This is a genomic window from Rhizobium sp. 18065 (assembly GCF_902706095.1).
Lineage (GTDB): Bacteria > Pseudomonadota > Alphaproteobacteria > Rhizobiales > Rhizobiaceae > Allorhizobium.
In genome coordinates this window covers 438538-457251 of sequence record NZ_CACSJP010000003.1, presented here as the reverse complement: position 1 = coordinate 457251, position 18714 = coordinate 438538, and the positions used below count along the sequence as shown (strand labels likewise).

Below are 18714 nucleotides of genomic sequence, written 5' to 3'. Positions count from 1 at the left end.
AACCGCATTGTCGGAATGCTTCGACCTTGCGTCCATGCAGCCGAGCTCAGGCTTGGAACGTGCCGGTGGCTGCAGGCACACTGACAACACCATTTTTTGACGCGCATTGACCTGGGCAGGCTGCATGATCGAACATACCTCGTTGATCCTCGCAATCGCTCTCGTATGCGCGTTTTTTGTCGGTCTTTCCAAGGGCGGCCTGCCTTCTGTCGGCACCCTCGCCGTTCCGCTGCTCGCGCTTGTCATCTCGCCGGTAACGGCGGCTGCGCTGCTGTTGCCGATCTATATCGCGAGCGACATGGTCGGGCTCTATCTCTATCGCCGCAGCTATTCCGGGCGAAACCTTGCCATACTGGTGCCGGCATCCCTGCTGGGCGTGGTGATCGGCTGGACGTTTAGCGCCTATCTGTCGAGCATGTTCATCGGCATGATCGTCGGCCTTGTCGGCGTCATGTTCTGCCTCAATGCCTGGTTCGGCGCGCGCTACAGGAAGGTGGCGAAAGAGGCGAATGTTCCAGCGGGCATTTTCTGGGGCACACTGACCGGGCTGACCAGTTTCGTTTCCCATTCGGGCGGCCCACCCTATCAGATGTATGTCCTGCCGCAGCGTCTCGAAAAGATGAAATTTGCCGGCACCTCGACGATCCTGTTTGCCATCATCAACGCCGCCAAGGTCATTCCCTATTGGGAACTGCAACAGTTTTCCAATTTTGACAGCACTCTGGTTCTCTGGTTGTTGCCCGCAGCGATCATCGGCACCGTTGTCGGAAAGAGATTGACGCAGATCCTCCCCGAGACGCTGTTTTTCCGAATTGTCGAGATAACCCTGCTTCTGCTGTCGCTGAAGCTGATCGCCGATTACATCTTCAGCATCTGATCAGCTGTCCGTGACATTGGCTACCGGCTACTCGCGAGCAATCACGCCGATGGCAGGACGCGGATGGCCGCTTCGGTCATTCCTTCGAAAATGGCGGAGAGATCGAGCCACCCGTGTGGCCTGCGACCATTGACATTGGCCGGCCAACCGCACAGGCCGTCATGCTCGACATAGCCGACGCACCGTGGCGCTGCTTCATCTAGAAAGAACAAGACCGCCAATCGCCCCGGCTCAAGCGCTTCAATCGGATGCCAATTCACCTATCTCTCCCCAATTATGAGGGGTTATTTATAGGTGATTTCCTTGCCTCAACCTTACGGCTCCCGGCGCATGCCTTTGCAAGGCTCGAACACGCTGGTCTCACCCTGAGAAACGAACTCCTCAGAACAGAAAGGTGCCCATTGCGATGCAGATCGCTTGGGCTCAAGGGCATCACAAAAGCGGCTGTTGGCACCTTAAAATGCTGAGACTGGGCAAATGTTCACCCTCGTCTCTCATCGCGTATCCGGGAAAGGACGACTGTCGAAACACGAAAACGAGCGCCGTTGCACAGGCCGCTGTGTAAAGCAGCCTGTGTTCGGACAAAGTCAGGTTATTTGTTCTTCAGCAGCCAGATCTTACCGGCCATGGTAATTTCCTGCCTCAACTGGCCCTCACCTTCATCCGCGCCGACCTCGCTCAGGAGAGCAAAATCCCGCAACTGAACCACGGTTGTGGTGGTGGCAAAACGGATTTTGCGGGCCCGCTCCTTGAAACGATCTGTTTTGGCATAGGTGATCGTGGCATTCAGATGCGTCCACTTGTTGCCTTCCTGGGGATAGAGATCGCCTTCCAGAGCGAGCTTCAGGCCGCGTATCTGTACGGGGGTCAACGTGATCGGCGTCATATCAATCTTGTCGGTTGCTGTGGTCAAAATCAGGTCCTAGCATGCTGGGAATGGGGAGAATTTAAAGGCGGCGCTTGGCCATCTGTGTTTTTGATTAGCACGATGTGCACCTTGGCGACAACGAGCGGGGGCAACTTGGACACTCGAGATGGTAAATGCGTTGATTTCAGGCGGAGAAATCGCGTTTGATCACAATGCACCGGCTTTTCCCGTGTACGCCCGATACGCCGACCAGTCTCTTCCCCCCTGCGAGAAAGGCTTGTCCGCCCCGCCCTCAGTCCGCCTTCAACCAGTCCGCGAGCTCTGCCTCCGCCCGCTCCAGCGACGAATAGTTCAAAAGCTTGCGCAATAGCGCCACGGTCACGGCGCGGGCGCGCAGATTGAACCGGCTGTCGTCATGGTCCTCGGCCGCCATCTGGTAGACATCCAGCTTCTCGTACAAATGCTGCAGCCGGTTCTGCACGCTGCGCAAGGACAGGCCGCGCCGCCTTGCGATCGCCCGGTCGGTCAGCCCCAGCGCGATGTCGACCAGGATTTCGTATTCCGTGTCGCTGAAACCGTTCACCTGGCCAAGGCTCTTTTGCTGCATGCCCCGCACCTCGCGGTCAATGACACATTGCGCCTCGACGAAGATGCTCCTTAACGCCAGCCTCAGCCGCTCGTCGGATGCCGATTTCAACACATAGCCATAGGCCGCTCCATCCGGCACGATACGCGAGACACCGCGCACATAGGCCTCGTCCGAATAGTTGGACCAGAAAAGGATCCGGGTGTCGGGCCGCTCTTTCCAGATTGTACGCGCCGCTTCGATCCCGTTGCGGGCCTGCATCTGCAGGTCCATCACCACATGGGCGGACTTGTTGTCGCGGGCGAGTTTCTCGCCCGCGGTGCCGTTGTCGGCCTCGATCACGGTGTCGCATTCCGGCAAGGCGGCGCAGACCGCCTCATGCAGGTAGGACCGGTGCAGCGGATCATCCTCGACAATCAGAACTTTCATTGGATATCTCCAGCGATTTTCGGTTTTGCCGGGCCGACCGGCAACTGCACGCGCACGACCGTACCCTTGCCTTCCCGGCAGGGGCCCATAGTGAACTTGGCCGATATCAGCCGGGCCCGCGTCATCATGTTGTCGATGCCGCCGCCGCTACGGCGCTGCGGCCGGGTCATGCCGCGGCCGTCATCCGACACTTCGATCACGACACCCAGCGCCTGGCTGCGCAACCGCACCGAGATATGACCCGCCTGCGCGTGACGCGCGGCATTGTTGATCGCCTCCTGGGCAATGCGAAAGAGGGCGATGCGAAGCGTCTTGTCCAGCGTATCGATCAGGCCGTCGGTCTCGTCCACCAGCGCCCAACGGGTTTCACCGCCAGTGTCGCGCAGCGAGCGGTCGAGATGGTTTTCCACCGCCTGGGCAAAGCCGAAGAGTTGCAACACGGAAGGCTTGGCCTCCTCGATGATTTCGCGCAGGTCCTGCATGCAATGCTGCAGGCTGCGCGCAAGCGGCTCCAGCGCGTCGCCGGGCACCTCTTCATCGTTCATCAGCCGGTCGAGCCGGCGCGACAGTCGCGTCAGATCCGCCAGCGTCTGGTCGTGCAGGTCCATGCCGATACGCTGGCGCTCCCTCTCCAGCGCCTCGGTCAGGTTCAGCGCTCCAAGCCGCAAACCCTCTTCCCGTGCGCGGGCTTCCGCCTCGACGATGGCCGACTGCTTGGCCTGGTCGGCAGCGCGAAGGGCAAAGAAATAGGGCGACAGCAGATCGGCGACCGAGCAAGCATTGGCCACATCCTCAGCCGAATAGAACGCGATTTGATGGGAGGAGCACGACAGGGCGCCAATTACCTCGCCCTCGACCTTCAACGGCACGTGGATGCGGCTTCTCAGATTGTGCTCGAAGATCGGCCGGGTGAAGGCATCCTCGAAATGAAACCGCTGGTCCACCCGGGCATCCGGCGTGATCATCTGCTCGACCTCGCCCCACAGCAGCGATCGGATCGGACTGTTGCAGATCGGCGCTGGCGCATGCTCGCCCCAGGCGGTGTCGAGGCCCGTTTCATAGGCGGTGTGATACTTGCCATTGACCATGGTGATGCAGACATCGAGATGGTCGTGGGGAATGATGTGTGATACCTCCGCGCCGACAGCCTTGATGGCCGAGCGGAAGTCGAGCTGCCCCGCCAACAGGCGCGAGATGCCCAGGTAATGATCGAGCAGCGCCGAGGGCGCTATCTTCAACATGCCGTTCCTCTCCTCCACGACAGCCTGCTCCCGACAGGCGCCGTCCTCACATACCATAAGATAGAAGCCGTGCCGGCCGCGTCTTGCTGGATCCCGCATCATCTTGCGTATTCCCCGCAATCACACTGCCGTGGCAAGCCTATACAAGCACTGCATTCTATACCATCTTGACTGGCGTCGAGAGGAGGTGCTCGACGAGGGAGTTCAGTTTCGTCCGCGGACAGCGGACGGTTTGAAAAGAGGAAACCGGCCGCCTGAAGGTCGGACAAGAGGGAGAGAGACCATGAAGAAATCCAGAATACTTCTGGCAACGGCTGCACTTTGCCTTGCCATCACGCCCATGGCCGCGCAGGCGGATACCTCGGGCAAGAAGATCGCGCTATCCAACAACTATGCCGGCAATTCCTGGCGACAGGCGATGCTGACGAGTTGGGAAAAGGTGACAGGCGCCGCCGTCAAGGATGGCAAGGTGGCTGCCGCCGATGCCTTCACCACGGCCGAAAACCAGGCGACCGAGCAGGCCGCGCAGATCCAGAACATGATCCTGCAGGGCTACGACGCGATTGTCGTCAACGCGGCCTCGCCGACAGCGCTCAACGGCGCCATCAAGGAAGCCTGCGACGCGGGCATCACCGTCGTCTCGTTTGACGGCATCGTCACGGAGCCTTGTGCCTGGCGCATCGCCGTCGACTTCAAGGAAATGGGTCGCAGCCAGGTTGAATATCTGTCGGGCAAGCTGCCGGACGGCGGCAATCTGCTTGAGATCCGTGGCCTTGCCGGCGTCTTTGTCGATGACGAGATTTCGGCCGGTATCCACGAAGGCGTGAAGCAGTTCCCGCAGTTCAAGATCGCCGGCTCGGTGCATGGCGATTGGGCCCAGGACGTGGCGCAGAAGGCTGTCGCCGGTATCCTGCCAAGCCTGCCGGAAATCGCCGGCGTGGTCACCCAGGGCGGTGACGGCTACGGTGCAGCCCAGGCCATCGCTGCCGCCGATCGCAAGATGCCGATCATCGTCATGGGCAACCGTGAAGACGAATTGAAGTGGTGGAAGGAACAGAAGGACGCCAATGGCTATGAGACCATGTCGGTCTCCATCGCGCCCGGCGTCTCGACGCTCGCCTTCTGGGTCGCCCAGCAGATCCTGGATGGCAAAGAGGTCAAGAAGGATCTCGTCGTGCCGTTCCTGCGCATCGACCAGGACAATCTCGAAGCCAATCTGGCCAACACCCAGGCTGGCGGCGTTGCCAATGTCGAATACGCATTGGAAGACGCCCAGAAAGTGATCGAGGGCGCGAAGTAAGCCCCTGAAGAACCCCTCCCTGTTCCGTCCGGCCGTGCGCCGGGCGGGGCAGGTGGTCATATCGACCTGCGTTCTGGCCAGGCGAGCCGACACCGTCATTATGCAATGGGATCAAGATACATGACAAAGGCCGGTTCGACGCACACGGTCGTCAGCGTCTCCGACGCCAAGGTGATTTTCGGCGCGGTCAAGGCGCTGGACGGCGTGACGCTTTCTATTCGCTCGGGTGAATGTGTAGGACTTGTCGGTCACAACGGCGCGGGCAAGTCGACGATCGTCAACGTCATTAATGGCGGGCTGTCGCCGCATCAGGGCAGCGTCATCTACAGTGAGGATGCGACACTTGGCCATGGCATCGGCGCGGCCAGGCAAAGCGGTATACGGTGCGTGTTCCAGGAACTGTCGCTCTGCCCCAACCTCACCGTCGTGGAAAATACCCGAGTCATGCACAAGCCGCTTTCCGGCTGGGGCTGGCGCCGGCGTGGCGCCGACATCATTGGCCGCAAGCTGGACGAGATTTTTCCCGGCCACGGCATCGATAGCGGCGAGCATGTCGGCAATCTCTCGATCGCAGAACGCCAGATGGTGGAAATCGCCATCACCTTTTGCGAGATCGGCCATCCCGTCCGGCTGGTCATCCTCGACGAACCCACGTCCTCGCTCGATTCGCGGCTGGCCGCTCAACTTCTTGCCTATGTCCGCAGGTTCGTTGCGACTGGTGGTTCGGTCATCTTCATTTCCCATATCCTGAGCGAAATTCTCGGCATTGCCGACCGCATCATCGTGATGAAGGACGGCCGGGTCGTGACCGAGCGCGCCGCATCCGATTTTTCCGAACACAGCCTGATCGAGGCAATGGGAAGCGTGGTCAAGGAACACCGCGCGGCGCGGGTCTTGGCGGACAAGAGAACAGGCCCGCCTGCCCTATCGGCAACACCGGTACGCGGCCGCGGGCTGGCCTTTGAGGCATTTCCGGGCGAGATCGTGGGATTTGCCGGCCTCGGCGGTCACGGCCAGACCGACATGCTGGTCAAGCTCTACCTGTCCCTGAGCGGTGACTGGTTCGGCAGGCGTGATCCTGCTGCCATGTTTGTTGCCGGCGACCGCGCGGTCAACGGCACCTTTCCGCTGTGGAGTATCCTGAAGAACATGAGCGTCGCGTTGCTACCCGACCTTGCGCGCCACGGCCTTTTGGATGAAGCCCGCGAACAGGCGCTTGGCCGGTCGTGGCGGGAAAAGATCGAGATCCGCACGCCCGACATGGACAACAACATCCTGTCGCTTTCCGGCGGCAACCAGCAGAAGGTGCTGTTTGCCCGCGCCCTGGCAAGCCGCGCGCCGGTCGTCCTGATGGATGACCCGATGCGTGGCGTCGATATCGGCACCAAACAGGAGGTCTACGGAATCCTCAGGACCGAAGCGGACCAGGGCCGCACGTTCGTCTGGTATTCGACCGAAATGGACGAGGTCTGCCTCTGCGACCGGGTCTATGTGTTCAACAATGGCGCGATCGTCGCCGAACTCAAAGGCGAGGCGGTCACGGAGGAAAACATCCTCGCCGCATCCTTCACCGAGGTCGCAGCGTGAAAAAATTCTTCTCCCCTGATACGATCAGGCTCATCGTTCCGGCGCTGTCGCTGACTGTCCTGCTGATCGCGGTGTTTTATCTTCAGCCCCGCGCCATGAGCTATACCGGGCTCAACCTGCTCTTCAATCTCGCGGTACCGATCGCACTGGCCACCATCGCCCAGATGCTGATCATGACGGTCAACGACCTCGATCTATCCATGGGCACCTTCGTCAGCTTCGTTGCCTGTGTTACGGCCACCTTTCTGCAGGCGACGCCACTCCTCGGCATTGTCATCCTTGCGGCGGCCATCGCTACCTATGCCGCCATTGGCGTGCTGATCCACCTGCGCGACCTGCCCTCCATCGTTGTCACGCTCGGCATGAGTTTTGTCTGGGGAGGCCTCGCAGTCCTGATCCTGCCGGCACCGGGTGGTCAGGCACCGGACTGGATACGCGCAATCATGACCTCGAAGCCGCCCATCGTGCCGATGGCAATCGTCGCCAGCGTTCTGATTGCACTCGTCTCGCATTTCCTGATCATGCGTTCGTCATTCGGCGTAGTGCTGCGCGGCGTCGGCGGCAATGCGCGCTCGGTCGAGCGTGCCGGCTGGTCGATTGTCCGGGCACGGGCGGCGGCCTATGCGCTGGCCGCCTTCTTCGCGATCCTGGCCGGCATTGCACTGGTCGGACTGACAACCGCAGCCGACGCCAATATCGCATTGCGCTATACCCTGCTGTCGATTGCCGGCGTTATCCTGGGCGGCGGTGAATTCGTCGGCGGTCGGGTTTCGCCGATCGGCGCCGTGATCGGCGCGCTGACGCTGACGCTTGCCGGCTCGTTCCTCTCCTTTCTCCGGATTTCGCCGGACTGGCAAATCGGCGCACAAGGCGCGATCCTGATCATCGTGCTGGGACTGAGGCTGCTGCTCAACCGCTTCGAAGCAAGGAGAACACGCCGATGATCGCCCTGATGCGCAAACCGTGGATCTGGTCCTTCATCGCCACGGCGCTGGTTTTCCTGACCACCATCCTCGTGACTGGCGGGGCAAGCATGGCGGGCCTCGCCCAGGCGACGCTGACATTTGCCGCCTTCTCGGTCATCGTTGGCATCGGCCAGATGCTGGTGATCACGCTTGGTCCCGGCAATATCGATCTTTCAGTGCCAGCCACCATGACGCTGGCCGGCACGGTGGCGCTGAAGCTGATGAATGTCGAAGACAGCATGGTCCTGCCGGGCCTGCTTGTCGCCATCGGCATCGGTGTCCTGATTGGAACGGGCAATTATGCCTTGATCAAGCTGCTGCGCATTCCGCCGATCATCGCCACCCTGTCGATGAGCTTCGTCGTGCAATCCACCGCCATCTGGACCAATCGCGGGTTGCGCATCAAACCGCCACCGGCGCTGGCAGACTTTACCACCTCGACCACGGCCGGCATCCCCAATGTCGCGATCATCGCGCTCATTCTCTCGGCGATTGTCTGGGTACTCCTGCAAAAGACCGTCTACGGGCGCTGGATCGCCGCCATCGGCCAGAGCATTCGTGCCGCCCGCATGGCCGGCATTCCCATCGACGGCATCCGGTTTGTTACCTATGTGCTTTGCGCGATCCTTGCCTCGATTTGCGGCTATCTGCTGGCGAGCTTTTCCGGCGGCGCGGCGCTCAACATGGGATCGGAATATCTGCTGATGTCGATCGCCGTTGTGGTCATCGGCGGCACGGCGGTTGCCGGCGGAGATTCCAACGTACCGGGCATCTGGGGTGCCTCGCTCTTCATGTTCCTGGTGGTCTCCATGCTCAACACCTATGGATTCGGCGCCGGTGTCCGGCTCATCCTGACAGGTCTCATCATCATCGCCGTCATCATGCTCGCCGGCGGGCGAACAGCCGGAAAACGTTAGGCAGGACAGTATCATGTCGCAAAACCCCAATTATGAGATTTTCGACCCGCGTTTTCGCTCGCTGGTTATCAGCAGCGCCGATCTGGAGGAGCTCTATTCCGACTGCCGTTGGGCGGAAGGTCCCGTCTGGTTCGACGATGGCGGATATCTGCTGTTCAGCGACATCCCAAACCAGCGCATGCTGCGTTATGTCGAGGGTGGCGGCATCTCGGTGTTTCGCACACCGTCGAACTTCACCAATGGCAATACCCGCGACCGGCAGGGCCGGCTTGTCTCCTGCGAACATGGTCTTCGCCGGGTCACCCGAACCGAGGTCGACGGCACGATCACCGTGCTGGCGGACAGCTTCAGTGACAAGCGGCTGAACTCGCCGAACGATGTCGTGGTGCGTTCGGACGGTTCCGTCTGGTTCACCGACCCGACCTACGGCATCCTGTCCGACTACGAAGGATACAAGGCAGACCCCGAACAGAAGACACGCAACGTCTACCGGCTGGAACCGGATACCGGCGTGATCGAAGTCATGGTCGATGATTTCCTGCAGCCGAACGGGCTCGCCTTTTCACCCGATGAAAGCCTGCTTTACATCGCCGATTCCGGCGCGAGCCATGTGGAAGGCGCGCCACGCCATATCCGCGTCTTCGACGTGGTCGACGGTCGCAAGCTCGCCAATGGCCGCGTCTTCGCCCAGCTCGACATTGGCATCCCCGATGGTATCCGACTGGATACCGCCGGCAATCTCTGGTCCAGCGCCGCCGATGGCGTACATTGCTTTGCCCCAGATGGTACGCTGCTCGGCAAGATACTGGTGCCTCAGACGGTCGCCAACCTGACCTTCGGCGGCCCGCGCCGCAACCGGCTGTTCATTACCGCGACAAAATCGCTCTATTCGATCTATGTCACGGCGACAGGTGCACAAACTCCGTAGTCCAGCGGCGGGTTTGGTGAAGAGACCCCGTCGTTTGTCGCAGCGTGGCGACTGTCAGTCGATAGCATCGTCCTCTGGTCCTGTATCCCGGATCTCGGCATCCCGGATCTTGCCATCTTCGAGCTGGGCCGCCCGCCGCTCTGCTGTATCCCGACGCAGGAGATCGAGAAGTCTCCAGCGCATCTCGGGCATGGTGATCGAACCGGCAATCCAAAGTTCGAGCAGATCGCCAAACTGCGGATGCGTGTCGATCGGCCTGCCACGATCCCTGCATCGTGCGATGATGCGTTCCGCAATTTCCCGGCGCGAATCCATAAGCGACAGTCGTCCTTGTATCAAAATGGAGGCGGTTGATATCAATGGCCAACAGCCAGCGCCACCGACAATCCTAATATTTGAGCAATTGCCACAGCTTGTTTCGCCCGACTGACCTAAGCCCGGTCTCGCGGTGCGCGTTCGTTCTGGCCGCCAACAGCGATGCTCGTGTGTCCGAATATCGCAAGTGCGCCGGCATCTGACGGCAACCGGGCTGTCATTCTTGCCATTTCAACATCCGGCATTCAATTCCTCCAAAAGGACGAAACGCCCCCACAACGGATCGCTGTGGGCAGACCAACGGAACCAGCGCGCGTCCCTTACGAGGGTCGACAACGCTTTCCCGTCCCTCTTTGTTTCTCATGAATTGACAATGGGTTCGAAATGCGACCTGCCGATCCTTAGGTCGCGTCGATAGGCGCATCACAACGACAGGACGCGCGCGTCTGGTCGACCGCGCTCGGCCGGATGTGACGCCACAGCCAGCGGGTGACAGGATTTTATCAGCAGGCGGCCAGCGTGCCGTTTACGTCGACGGCATTCCATCCGGCCGAAGATACCGTCTGAGTGCTGCGATGCGGAAGATCGCATTGGCGGCACCATATCCCTGGTAGCCACGTCGCTCGACGATCTCGAAGAAGAAGCCTTCGCCATAGGTCGGCGAATAGAGCTGGAAATATTCGCCATGCTCGTCGCGGTCATAGAGAATATTGCTGCGTTTCAGCTCATCGACCAGCGTCGGATCCAGTCCGAAGCGCACTTCGACATCGTCATAGTAATTTGGCGAGATGGTCAGCGGCACAAATCCGTTTCGCCTGAGGGCCTCTGCCGTGGCGAAGATGTCGCCGGTCTGGAAGGCAAGGTGCTGGATACCCGAGCCGAAGGTCTCCGCGATGAAATGTCCGGCCAGCGTATTGCGGTTTTCCGCACCGTTCAACGTGATCCGCAGGCTGCCTGCCGCATTCTCCACGACCTGGCTGCGGACCACTCCGGCGGGATCGATGATATCGACCATCGGCGTCTTGCGGGTGTTCAGTTGCGATGTGTAAAACAGCAGCCAGGTCAGCATCTCGTCATACTTGACCGTCTGCGCCACATGATCGAAACCGGTCAGCCCGACATTCTTCGGGTTTTCATCGATCTCCGGCAGAGGCTCAAAATCCACATCCCATAGGCGGCCGAGATCGCTCTTTCGATCAAGGAAGTATAAAATGCCACCGCCGACACCCCGGATCGCAGGTACTGTGAGTTCTCCCGACGCCACCGGTTGCTGAAACGCCTCCGCGCCAAGTGCAATGGCGCGTTCCATCGCGGCATTGGCATCGTCGACCATCAAAGCAATCGCGTAGGCATTTGCCCCATGCACCAGATAGGAAGCGCTGGCAAAGCCGGTTTCATCCCGATTGAGGATCAGGTTGACGCCGCCCTGGCGAAACCGGGTCACGGCCTTGGACTTGTGCCTGGCGACCGCCTGGAAGCCCAGGACCTCCAGAAGCGCCTCCAACTGGCGCGCATCGTCGTCACTGACGGCGAATTCGACGAAAGCGATCTCTTCGACCTCTGCACGATCCGGCATGACCGGCACATCCATCGCGACAGCCGGCTCTGCCCGCTTCACCTGGTCCATCAGATAGACCAGCGAACGATGGCCGTCGGCCGAGATCGCCGTGGGAGAGCCGCCTCGGAACTGGTCGTTGAAGATTTCGAGCGACAGATAGCCACGATAGCCGGTCGCGGCCACTGCCCGCATGAAGTCGGTCACCGGCAGGTCGCCCTCCCCCGGCATGTTGCGGAAGTGGCGCGACCAGTAGAGCAGGTCCATATCGATCTGCGGTGCATCGGCAAGTTGCACGATGAATATGCGGTCGCCCGGGATCGATCGAATGGAGTTGACGTCGATCTTGCGCGCCAAGGTGTGAAAACTGTCGAGGATCAGGCCAATGCTCGGGTGATCGGCCCGGCGCACGATTTCCCAGGCGTCCCTGTGATCATGAATGTGCCGCCCCCAGGCGAGCGCCTCGTATCCGACGCGCAATCCGCGTCGGGCGGCCCTTTCCCCCAATTCCCGGAAGTCATCTGCGGCTCTGTCGATCCCCCCCAGCGAGACCGCCGACGTATTCGAGCAGATCAGCATCAGGTCCGTGCCGAGTTCGGCCATCAGGTCGAACTTCCGCTCGGCCCTGTCGAAATTGCGGCTTCGGAACGGTTCCGGCATGCCTTCGAAATCACGGAATGGCTGGAACAGGGTGACTTCGAGACCGTGATCGCGAACCATGCGCCCGACATCTGCGGGCGACCGGTCATAGGCGAGGAAATCGTTCTCGAAAATCTCGATACCATCAAAGCCGGCGCGCGCGATGGCCGCCAGCTTTTCTTCGAAATTTCCGCTGATCGATACGGTTGCGATCGATGTTTTCATCTGCAGCTCCTGGCGTATCGAGACATCCTGACGTCATGCCCGGTGGATGGCGACTAGAGCATTTCCGGCGAAAACGGAGTCGCCTTCAATGCTCTATCTCTTTGTTTTCACGCAATTCCGGACGCAAAACCGGTACCCACTTTTGCTGGAATTGCTTTAGCGCTTGCCTTCAGAGATCAACAATTCGAGCGCTCTCACGGCGATCGGATAGCCCTTGGCGCCGAGCCCCGCCATGACCGTGGTCGCCGTCATGGAAACGTAGGAGCGGTGATAGATCGCCTCGCGCCTGTGCACATTGCTGATGTGGAACTCGATGACCGGGCCCTTGAACATCTTCAGCGCATCAAGAAGTGCCAGCGAAGTGAAGGTAAAAGCGGCTGGGTTGATGATGATGCCCGCGCCTTCGTCGATTGCCTCATGCACAAGGTCGATCAGCTTTTCCTCGCTGTTGGTCTGCAGGAAGACCACGGGCCTGAGGCCTGCCGCCTCCCGGCACCAGGCCTCAACGTCCGCAAGCGTGTCATGCCCATAGATCTCCGGCTCCCGTTTTCCGAGCCGGCTCAGATTGGGTCCATTGAGGATGTATATCGGCTTCGTTTCGTTCATCGGCGTCATCCCTGATACCCCATTAGCCGCGGCAGCCACAGAACCAGGTCCGGAATGAAGGTGATCAGGATCAGGCACAAAAACATGCTGCCGATGAAGGGAAGAGCGTCCCGGATGATGTGGCGCACCGGAACGCCGGAGATGTTCGTCATGATGAACAGCAACAGGCCATAGGGTGGCGTGACCAGTCCGAGCATGATGTTGACGACGACGACGACGCCGAAATGGACCATGTCGATGCCCAGTGCCTGGGCCGTCGGAATGAAGACCGGCACGATGATCAGAAGGATCGCCGTCCCCTCCAGCACACATCCGAGTACCAGCAGGACGATGTTGACGAGGATGAGGAAAGTCGTCGGCGTGAGTTCCCAGCCTGTCAGCAACACGCGCAGTCCATCGGGAATATTTTCGATCGTGACGACGTAGTTGAACACGAGCGCGCCCGCGATCAGCATGCCGATCGATGTCGACGACTTGGCGCTAAGCAAGAGCGCGTCGTAAAATGCGCCCCAGCTAATGCTGCGATAGATCACAACGGAGACGAGCAGCGCATAGGCGGCAGCAAGCGCTGCGGCTTCGGTCGGTGTCGTCACGCCGGAATAGATGCAGCCGAGCAACAGGACCGGCATCATCAATGCGGGAAAGGCGCGCCAGGTGATACGCGGGATTTCCTTGAGCGCAACAGGCGCTTCGACCGGGAAATTGCGACGGCGCGCGTCATAGGCGACCTGCAGCATTTGCAGCCCGGCCATCAACAGGCCCGGCACCATGCCGGCGAGAAACAGATAGCCAATCGACGCGTCGGACACCAAGGCGTAGACGATCATTGGAATCGACGGTGGAATGATCGGGCCGATCACCGAGGTGACGGCGGTCAAAGCCGCCGCATAGCTCGCCGGATAGCGGTCGTCCCGCGTCATCATGTTCTGCATCATTCGGCCGCTGCCTGCCGCGTCGGCAACGGCTGATCCCGACATGCCGGCAAATATGATGCTCTGGACAACATTGACCTGCGCCAGGCCGCCGCGAAAACGGCCGACCAGCACATTGCAGAATGCCAGCAGCCGCTCCGTCATCGAGCCGATGTTCATGAATTCGGCCGCAAGGATGAACAGTGGCACCGAGAGGATGACATAGTTCGAATACATGCCGTTCAGGAATTGCTCGGCGACGGTGCCCATGTCGGCGCCGACGAGAAAGAGATAGAGAACCGATCCCGTCATCATGGACAGACCAATCGGCAGGCCGAGGAAGGCCAGACCGGTGATGACGAAGATGGATATCGAAAAAGGACTGGTAAAGTTCATACGCCGGAGCCCGCTTTGGTGGGATCGAAGGCTTCAGGTGCCTTGCCGCGGATGGCGGCGACACCGAGCCAGATGTAGCGGACGATCATGGCGACCGCGAAGATGATATAGATCGAATAGAGATAGTCGAAGCGGATCTTGAGATATGCCGTGCTTTCGACCTTCATGAAGCCGATGTAGTCGATCACCGCCGGCAGAGAGATACCGAATGCCGCGACCAGTGCGATCGCACACAAGATCTGCATGACACGTCGCGCGCCAGCACTTGCACTGGCCCAGAAGAAATCGAAGCGGATTTCCTCAACTTCGCGGATGACGAAAGCGGAGCCGAAGAGCACGATCCAGATCCATAGCGCCACGCTCGCCTCATGGGTCCAGCCAATGGACAGGTTCAGCAGGTAGCGGAAGGCGATCTGTAGCAGAAAGATCACGAACATGCTCAGCAGCATGTAGGCGAGCAGGTCTTCCGCCCGGCGTCTCAACCATTCGGCAATTAGTGGGATTTTGTCAGTCATCCAGCGTCACTTTCCTGTTGCATGATGCGAGCCGGAAAACCGGCCCGCATCAATGGGTGACGAACGATCAGAGAGCCGCGACCTTTTCAAGGATACCGGCCGGCCAGCTCTTGGCGAGATCCGAGGCCAGGTATTTCTCCTGCGCGAACTTGCGGAAGGCATCGAGATCCGGCTCATAGACCTGAAGGCCGGCGGCCTTGAATTCCTCGACCAGGGTGGCCTCCTGGGCAAGATGCTGCTCTTCGCTCCACATCATCGCCTTGTCGGCAGCGGCCTGGATCTTTGCCTGCTGGTCGGGCGTGAGGCCCTTCCAGACGTCGGCGGATACCGTCAAAAGGTCATAGCCGATCAGATGCGAGGTCATGACGATCTGCGACATGACTTCATAGAACTTCATGTTCTTGACGTTGGGCAGCGGATTGTCCTGACCGTCGATCGCGCCGGTCTGAAGACCGGTATAGACCTCGGCATAGGCCATCGGGATCGGGTTTGCGCCGAGCGATTCACCGAGGAACTGCCAGGCATCGCCGCCCGGCATGCGCAGCTTGACGCCGGCGAGATCGGCGGGACCGCTGATCTTCTTTTCAGGCTTGAGGCCAACCTGGCGCGCGCCGAAATAGGTCGGTCCGAGAATATGAACGCCGGCCTTGTCCTCTGCCATCTTCTTGAATTCCGCACCGACATCGCTGGCGAAGAAAGCCCGGACATGGGCTGCATCGCGAAACAGGTAGGCCGACGTCAGCACGGACCATTCCGGCACCTGCTTGGAAATATCCTGCGGGGCGATGTTGCCCATCTGCAGGTTGCCACGCTGGAGCGCGACCAGTTCCGTGCCCTGCTTGAACAGCGTGCCGCCATAGAAGGGCTCAACCTTGAAGCTGTCCTTCAACTCTTCGGCAAACATCTTCACCATGCCGGCGCGAATATCCTGCTCGGAGAATACCGCCGAGAATTTCAGCGTCACCGCGTCCTGAGCGAAGACCGCTGTAGAACCTGCCATGACCGTGGCCGTGGCAGCTAGGGATGCACCAAGGAAATGGCGCCGCGAAAGTTCGAGTGTCATGTCTTTCCTCCTCAATGTCCCATCCGCCTCCACGGTCGCGGGACTTCTCCTCATCAGAGCGGCCGCCCGGCCGCCCTTTCTAATCTGCTTGCGAGATCGACTTTCCCGCAGGACCGAACATCAGCCATGACGCTCGCCCCGCATCGGATCCGGATTGGTCAGCGCCAGAAAATGCGCCAGCATGCGATCCACATCCGGCTCGCGTCCGGTAAACAGCCTGAATGCGCCGACGGCCTGAAATACAGCCATATCGCCGCCATGCGCCACATGGCAACCGCGCGTGCGCGCCTCGGCCAGCAAGGCGGTTTCCAGCGGGAAATAGACCACTTCCGACACCCAGACCTCGCGCCGCAAGTAGCGTGCGGGCAGCGGCAGACCGGGACGTTTGTCCATGCCGGTGGGCGTCGCATGCACAAGACCGGTCGCCGTGCGCATCGCTTGCTCAAGATCGCCCCCGGCGCGCACGCTCGCCTGCGGGAAATGGCCCTCCATCGTGTCCGCCAGCTGCGCGGCGCGATCACTGTCGACATCGAAGATCGTCAGCAATTCCGCACCCATCTTCAGGATCGCAAAGGCAGTTGCGGCACCCGCACCGCCGGCGCCGAGCTGAACCACGCTTTCCAGATCAGCCTTGGGCAGCTGTCGGCGAAAGCCTTCGGCAAAGCCCCACCAGTCAGTATTGTGACCGAAGCGCTTACCGTCGCGAAACACGACTGTGTTGACGGCACCCAGCATTGCGGCGTCTTCGGACAACTCGTCGAGCAGCGGCATGACCCTCTGCTTGCAGGGATAGGTGATGTTGACGCCACAGAAGCCACTGCTTTCTGCCTCGCGGATCAGGTCAGGCAACGTGTCAGGATCATGACCCAGCGCGTCGAGGTCGATGAGCACATAATCATAGTCGAGGCCCTGAGCTGCGCCTTCCGCCATATGCATGGCGGGCGTGAGTGAGCGCTGGATTCCCGCACCGATAAGGCCCGCAGACTTTGTCTCGACGATGATAGCCGTACCCTCCCTCTCACCTGCGTGATCCATCTCGCGGCCTGAGCCGCCAGTGCGATCTGCTGCCCGATCCTCCATCAGTCAGCACGCATCCTCAGATCAACGAATAATGTACGAACTAGTTCGTGTCAATTCTCCAGCTGTTGAATCAAAGCGTCAAGATGACTAAGAAATGGGGAGAGGCAGCAGCCAAACGGCGCGCTTGGCAGCGCGCGCTTGAGACCGCACCGAATACAGGGAGTAGGGACGACCATGGCCAGAGCAGCCAGCGATGCACGCAAGAACGATCCGGAAAAGACCAAGGAGAATATTCTGGAGATCGCCACTGCAGAATTTGCCGAGTTTGGCCTGTCGGGCGGGCGCGTCGATGCGATTGCCGAGAAGACCCGCACCTCCAAGCGCATGATCTACTACTATTACGGCAGCAAGGAGGGCCTGTATCTGGCTGTCCTGGAAAAGGCCTATCGGAAAATCCGCTCGCTGGAGGCAGACCTGGAACTCGCCGACATGCCGGCGGAACAGGCCCTGCGACAGTTGATATCGACGACCTTCGACCACGACGAACGCAATCCCGAATTCGTGCGCCTGGTGAGCATCGAGAACATTCATCATGCCATGCACATGAAGCGGTCAACTGAGATCGGCGAATTGAACATCTCTGTCATCCGCACGATCCAGGCAATCCTCGACCGAGGCCTTCGCGAAACCGCCTTCACACGCAAGGCTGATGCGATCGACCTGCATATGCTGATCAGCGCCTTCTGTTTCTTTCGCGTGTCCAACCGTTACACATTCGGCACGATCTTTCATCGCGACCTCTCCGAAACGAGCCTCTACGCACGCCACAAACAGATGATCTCCGACGCCGTGATCGCCTATCTGCAAAGCCCTTAGCCCCGCATCGCACGATCAGATCTTCGGACACTCTGGTGGAAAATTCGAAAGGCGTTCCGATGGCTATGGCCTATCTGCAACACATACCCGACGACATGCGTCTCGGCAGAGAGTAGGCGCACTTCATTTCCCGCCGCCTAAGCACTTGGCTCGCCAACTGGAATGGGTATTAAGACCCCAGCACCGGCAAACCTGCAGTCGCTCGTCGCTGTGTTGTTGGTCTTGCCGTTTGGAGCAGCTCTGCCCTATAAGGCGCGATGACGTCTGATTCAAAGATTTTCGTGGGCCTGAAGCCTACCCGCAAAAAAGCTGCACCGCATCGCAAGCCGACCGGTCCCACCTGCCAATGGGACGGTTGCGAAGCGGCTGGAACACATCGCGCTCCTGTCGGGAGAGATGCGGAAGGGCTTTATCTACAGTTCTGTCCCGATCATGTCCGGGAATATAACAAGGGTTATAATTTCGCGACGAACCTGTCCGATCCCGTGACTGCGCGCTACCAGAGGGAAGCGGCAAGCGGTAGCCTTGCGACCGCGGGCACCAGCGTCAAACGGCCGTCTGAAACCCCGCTCCCGTCCACTGCCCGCTCCGGTTCGGCGAAGGCAATCAATTCGCGCAAAACTGCGCAGCAGCGCCAGGCGGCAGGGGTGGAACTTCAGCGGCGCAAGCTCAAAGTACTGGAAGCGAAGGCATTCGATGCGCTCGACCTTTCGCCGGACGCAACGCCGGAGGAAATCAGAAGCCGCTACAAGCAGATGCTCAAGCTGCACCATCCGGACGCGAACCACGGCGATCGCAATTCAGAAGACAAGCTTCGCGCCTCGATCGACGCGCACAAGATCCTGAAGCTCAACGGGTTCTGTTGAACACGCGACCTTGTCCTGTCGCCACGACA

19 protein-coding genes are annotated in these 18714 nt (G+C 60.0%); 8 read left to right on the top strand and 11 right to left on the bottom strand.

Going from position 1 to position 18714, the window contains the following annotated elements:
• Positions 1–124 precede the first annotated feature (124 nt).
• The gene (locus tag GVK95_RS10615) at positions 125–877 is read left to right on the top strand and encodes a sulfite exporter TauE/SafE family protein (protein ID WP_159949266.1); all 753 of its coding nucleotides are present in this window, start codon (positions 125–127) and stop codon (positions 875–877) included.
• A 41-nt stretch (positions 878–918) separates the two neighbouring features.
• Here the strand turns inward: GVK95_RS10615 and GVK95_RS10610 are convergent, their stop codons facing one another.
• The 4 genes from GVK95_RS10610 to GVK95_RS10595 form a co-directional block, all read right to left on the bottom strand.
• The gene (locus tag GVK95_RS10610) at positions 919–1137 is read right to left on the bottom strand and encodes a hypothetical protein (protein ID WP_159949264.1); all 219 of its coding nucleotides are present in this window, start codon (positions 1135–1137) and stop codon (positions 919–921) included.
• 332 nt (positions 1138–1469) lie between these two features.
• Positions 1470–1790, bottom strand: coding sequence for a hypothetical protein (locus tag GVK95_RS10605; RefSeq protein WP_244618732.1), 321 nt, complete (start codon positions 1788–1790; stop codon positions 1470–1472).
• Between the two features lie 247 nt (positions 1791–2037).
• Positions 2038–2760, bottom strand: a complete 723-nt coding sequence (locus tag GVK95_RS10600) for a response regulator transcription factor (RefSeq protein WP_159949262.1) — start codon at positions 2758–2760, stop codon at positions 2038–2040.
• Positions 2757–4001 (bottom strand): sensor histidine kinase, encoded by a 1245-nt coding sequence (locus GVK95_RS10595; RefSeq protein ID WP_159949260.1) that lies wholly within the window; start codon positions 3999–4001, stop codon positions 2757–2759. Before GVK95_RS10595 ends, GVK95_RS10600 begins: the two co-directional genes overlap by 4 nt.
• A gap of 283 nt (positions 4002–4284) precedes the next feature.
• Between GVK95_RS10595 and GVK95_RS10590 the strand changes: the two genes are divergently transcribed.
• From GVK95_RS10590 to GVK95_RS10570, 5 genes are all read left to right on the top strand, one after another.
• Entirely contained in the window at positions 4285–5301 is a 1017-nt protein-coding gene (locus GVK95_RS10590; protein ID WP_159949258.1) for an ABC transporter substrate-binding protein, read from the top strand.
• 120 nt (positions 5302–5421) lie between these two features.
• Positions 5422–6888, top strand: coding sequence for a sugar ABC transporter ATP-binding protein (locus GVK95_RS10585; RefSeq protein ID WP_159949256.1), 1467 nt, complete (start codon positions 5422–5424; stop codon positions 6886–6888).
• Entirely contained in the window at positions 6885–7832 is a 948-nt protein-coding gene (locus tag GVK95_RS10580) for an ABC transporter permease (RefSeq protein ID WP_159949254.1), read from the top strand. The genes GVK95_RS10585 and GVK95_RS10580 overlap by 4 nt, the downstream gene beginning before the upstream one ends.
• Positions 7829–8770 (top strand): ABC transporter permease, encoded by a 942-nt coding sequence (locus GVK95_RS10575; RefSeq protein WP_159949252.1) that lies wholly within the window; start codon positions 7829–7831, stop codon positions 8768–8770. The genes GVK95_RS10580 and GVK95_RS10575 overlap by 4 nt, the downstream gene beginning before the upstream one ends.
• Positions 8771–8783: 13 nt before the next feature.
• A complete protein-coding gene (locus tag GVK95_RS10570; RefSeq protein ID WP_159949250.1) occupies positions 8784–9698 on the top strand; it encodes an SMP-30/gluconolactonase/LRE family protein in 915 nt (304 codons plus the stop codon).
• A 54-nt stretch (positions 9699–9752) separates the two neighbouring features.
• On the opposite strand, the gene GVK95_RS10565 is transcribed toward GVK95_RS10570, so the two are convergent.
• The 7 genes from GVK95_RS10565 to GVK95_RS10535 all read right to left on the bottom strand — a co-directional run bounded on the left by GVK95_RS10565 (position 9753) and on the right by GVK95_RS10535 (position 16958).
• Positions 9753–10013 carry a hypothetical protein gene (locus GVK95_RS10565; RefSeq protein ID WP_159949248.1) on the bottom strand — a complete coding sequence of 87 codons (261 nt, stop codon included), beginning with the start codon at positions 10011–10013 and terminating at the stop codon, positions 9753–9755.
• A gap of 526 nt (positions 10014–10539) precedes the next feature.
• On the bottom strand, positions 10540–12432 hold the full coding sequence (locus GVK95_RS10560; protein WP_159949246.1) for a sugar phosphate isomerase/epimerase and 4-hydroxyphenylpyruvate domain-containing protein: 1893 nt from the start codon (positions 12430–12432) through the stop codon (positions 10540–10542).
• A gap of 156 nt (positions 12433–12588) precedes the next feature.
• Complete coding sequence (locus tag GVK95_RS10555; protein WP_159949244.1) at positions 12589–13038, bottom strand: type II 3-dehydroquinate dehydratase; 450 nt, start codon at positions 13036–13038, stop codon at positions 12589–12591.
• Between the two features lie 5 nt (positions 13039–13043).
• A complete protein-coding gene (locus tag GVK95_RS10550) occupies positions 13044–14345 on the bottom strand; it encodes a TRAP transporter large permease (protein WP_159949242.1) in 1302 nt (433 codons plus the stop codon).
• On the bottom strand, positions 14342–14860 hold the full coding sequence (locus GVK95_RS10545; RefSeq protein ID WP_159949240.1) for a TRAP transporter small permease subunit: 519 nt from the start codon (positions 14858–14860) through the stop codon (positions 14342–14344). Before GVK95_RS10545 ends, GVK95_RS10550 begins: the two co-directional genes overlap by 4 nt.
• A 67-nt stretch (positions 14861–14927) precedes the next feature.
• Positions 14928–15923: a TRAP transporter substrate-binding protein DctP gene (gene dctP, locus GVK95_RS10540; RefSeq protein ID WP_159949238.1), complete on the bottom strand. Its 996-nt coding sequence runs from the start codon at positions 15921–15923 to the stop codon at positions 14928–14930.
• A gap of 120 nt (positions 15924–16043) precedes the next feature.
• Entirely contained in the window at positions 16044–16958 is a 915-nt protein-coding gene (locus GVK95_RS10535; RefSeq protein ID WP_159949236.1) for a shikimate dehydrogenase, read from the bottom strand.
• Positions 16959–17177: 219 nt separating this feature from the next.
• Here GVK95_RS10535 and GVK95_RS10530 point away from each other — a divergent pair, with 219 nt between their 5' ends.
• Complete coding sequence (locus GVK95_RS10530) at positions 17178–17819, top strand: TetR family transcriptional regulator (protein WP_159949234.1); 642 nt, start codon at positions 17178–17180, stop codon at positions 17817–17819.
• A gap of 257 nt (positions 17820–18076) precedes the next feature.
• Positions 18077–18685, top strand: coding sequence for a J domain-containing protein (locus GVK95_RS10525; protein WP_159949232.1), 609 nt, complete (start codon positions 18077–18079; stop codon positions 18683–18685).
• Positions 18686–18714: the final 29 nt, after the last annotated feature.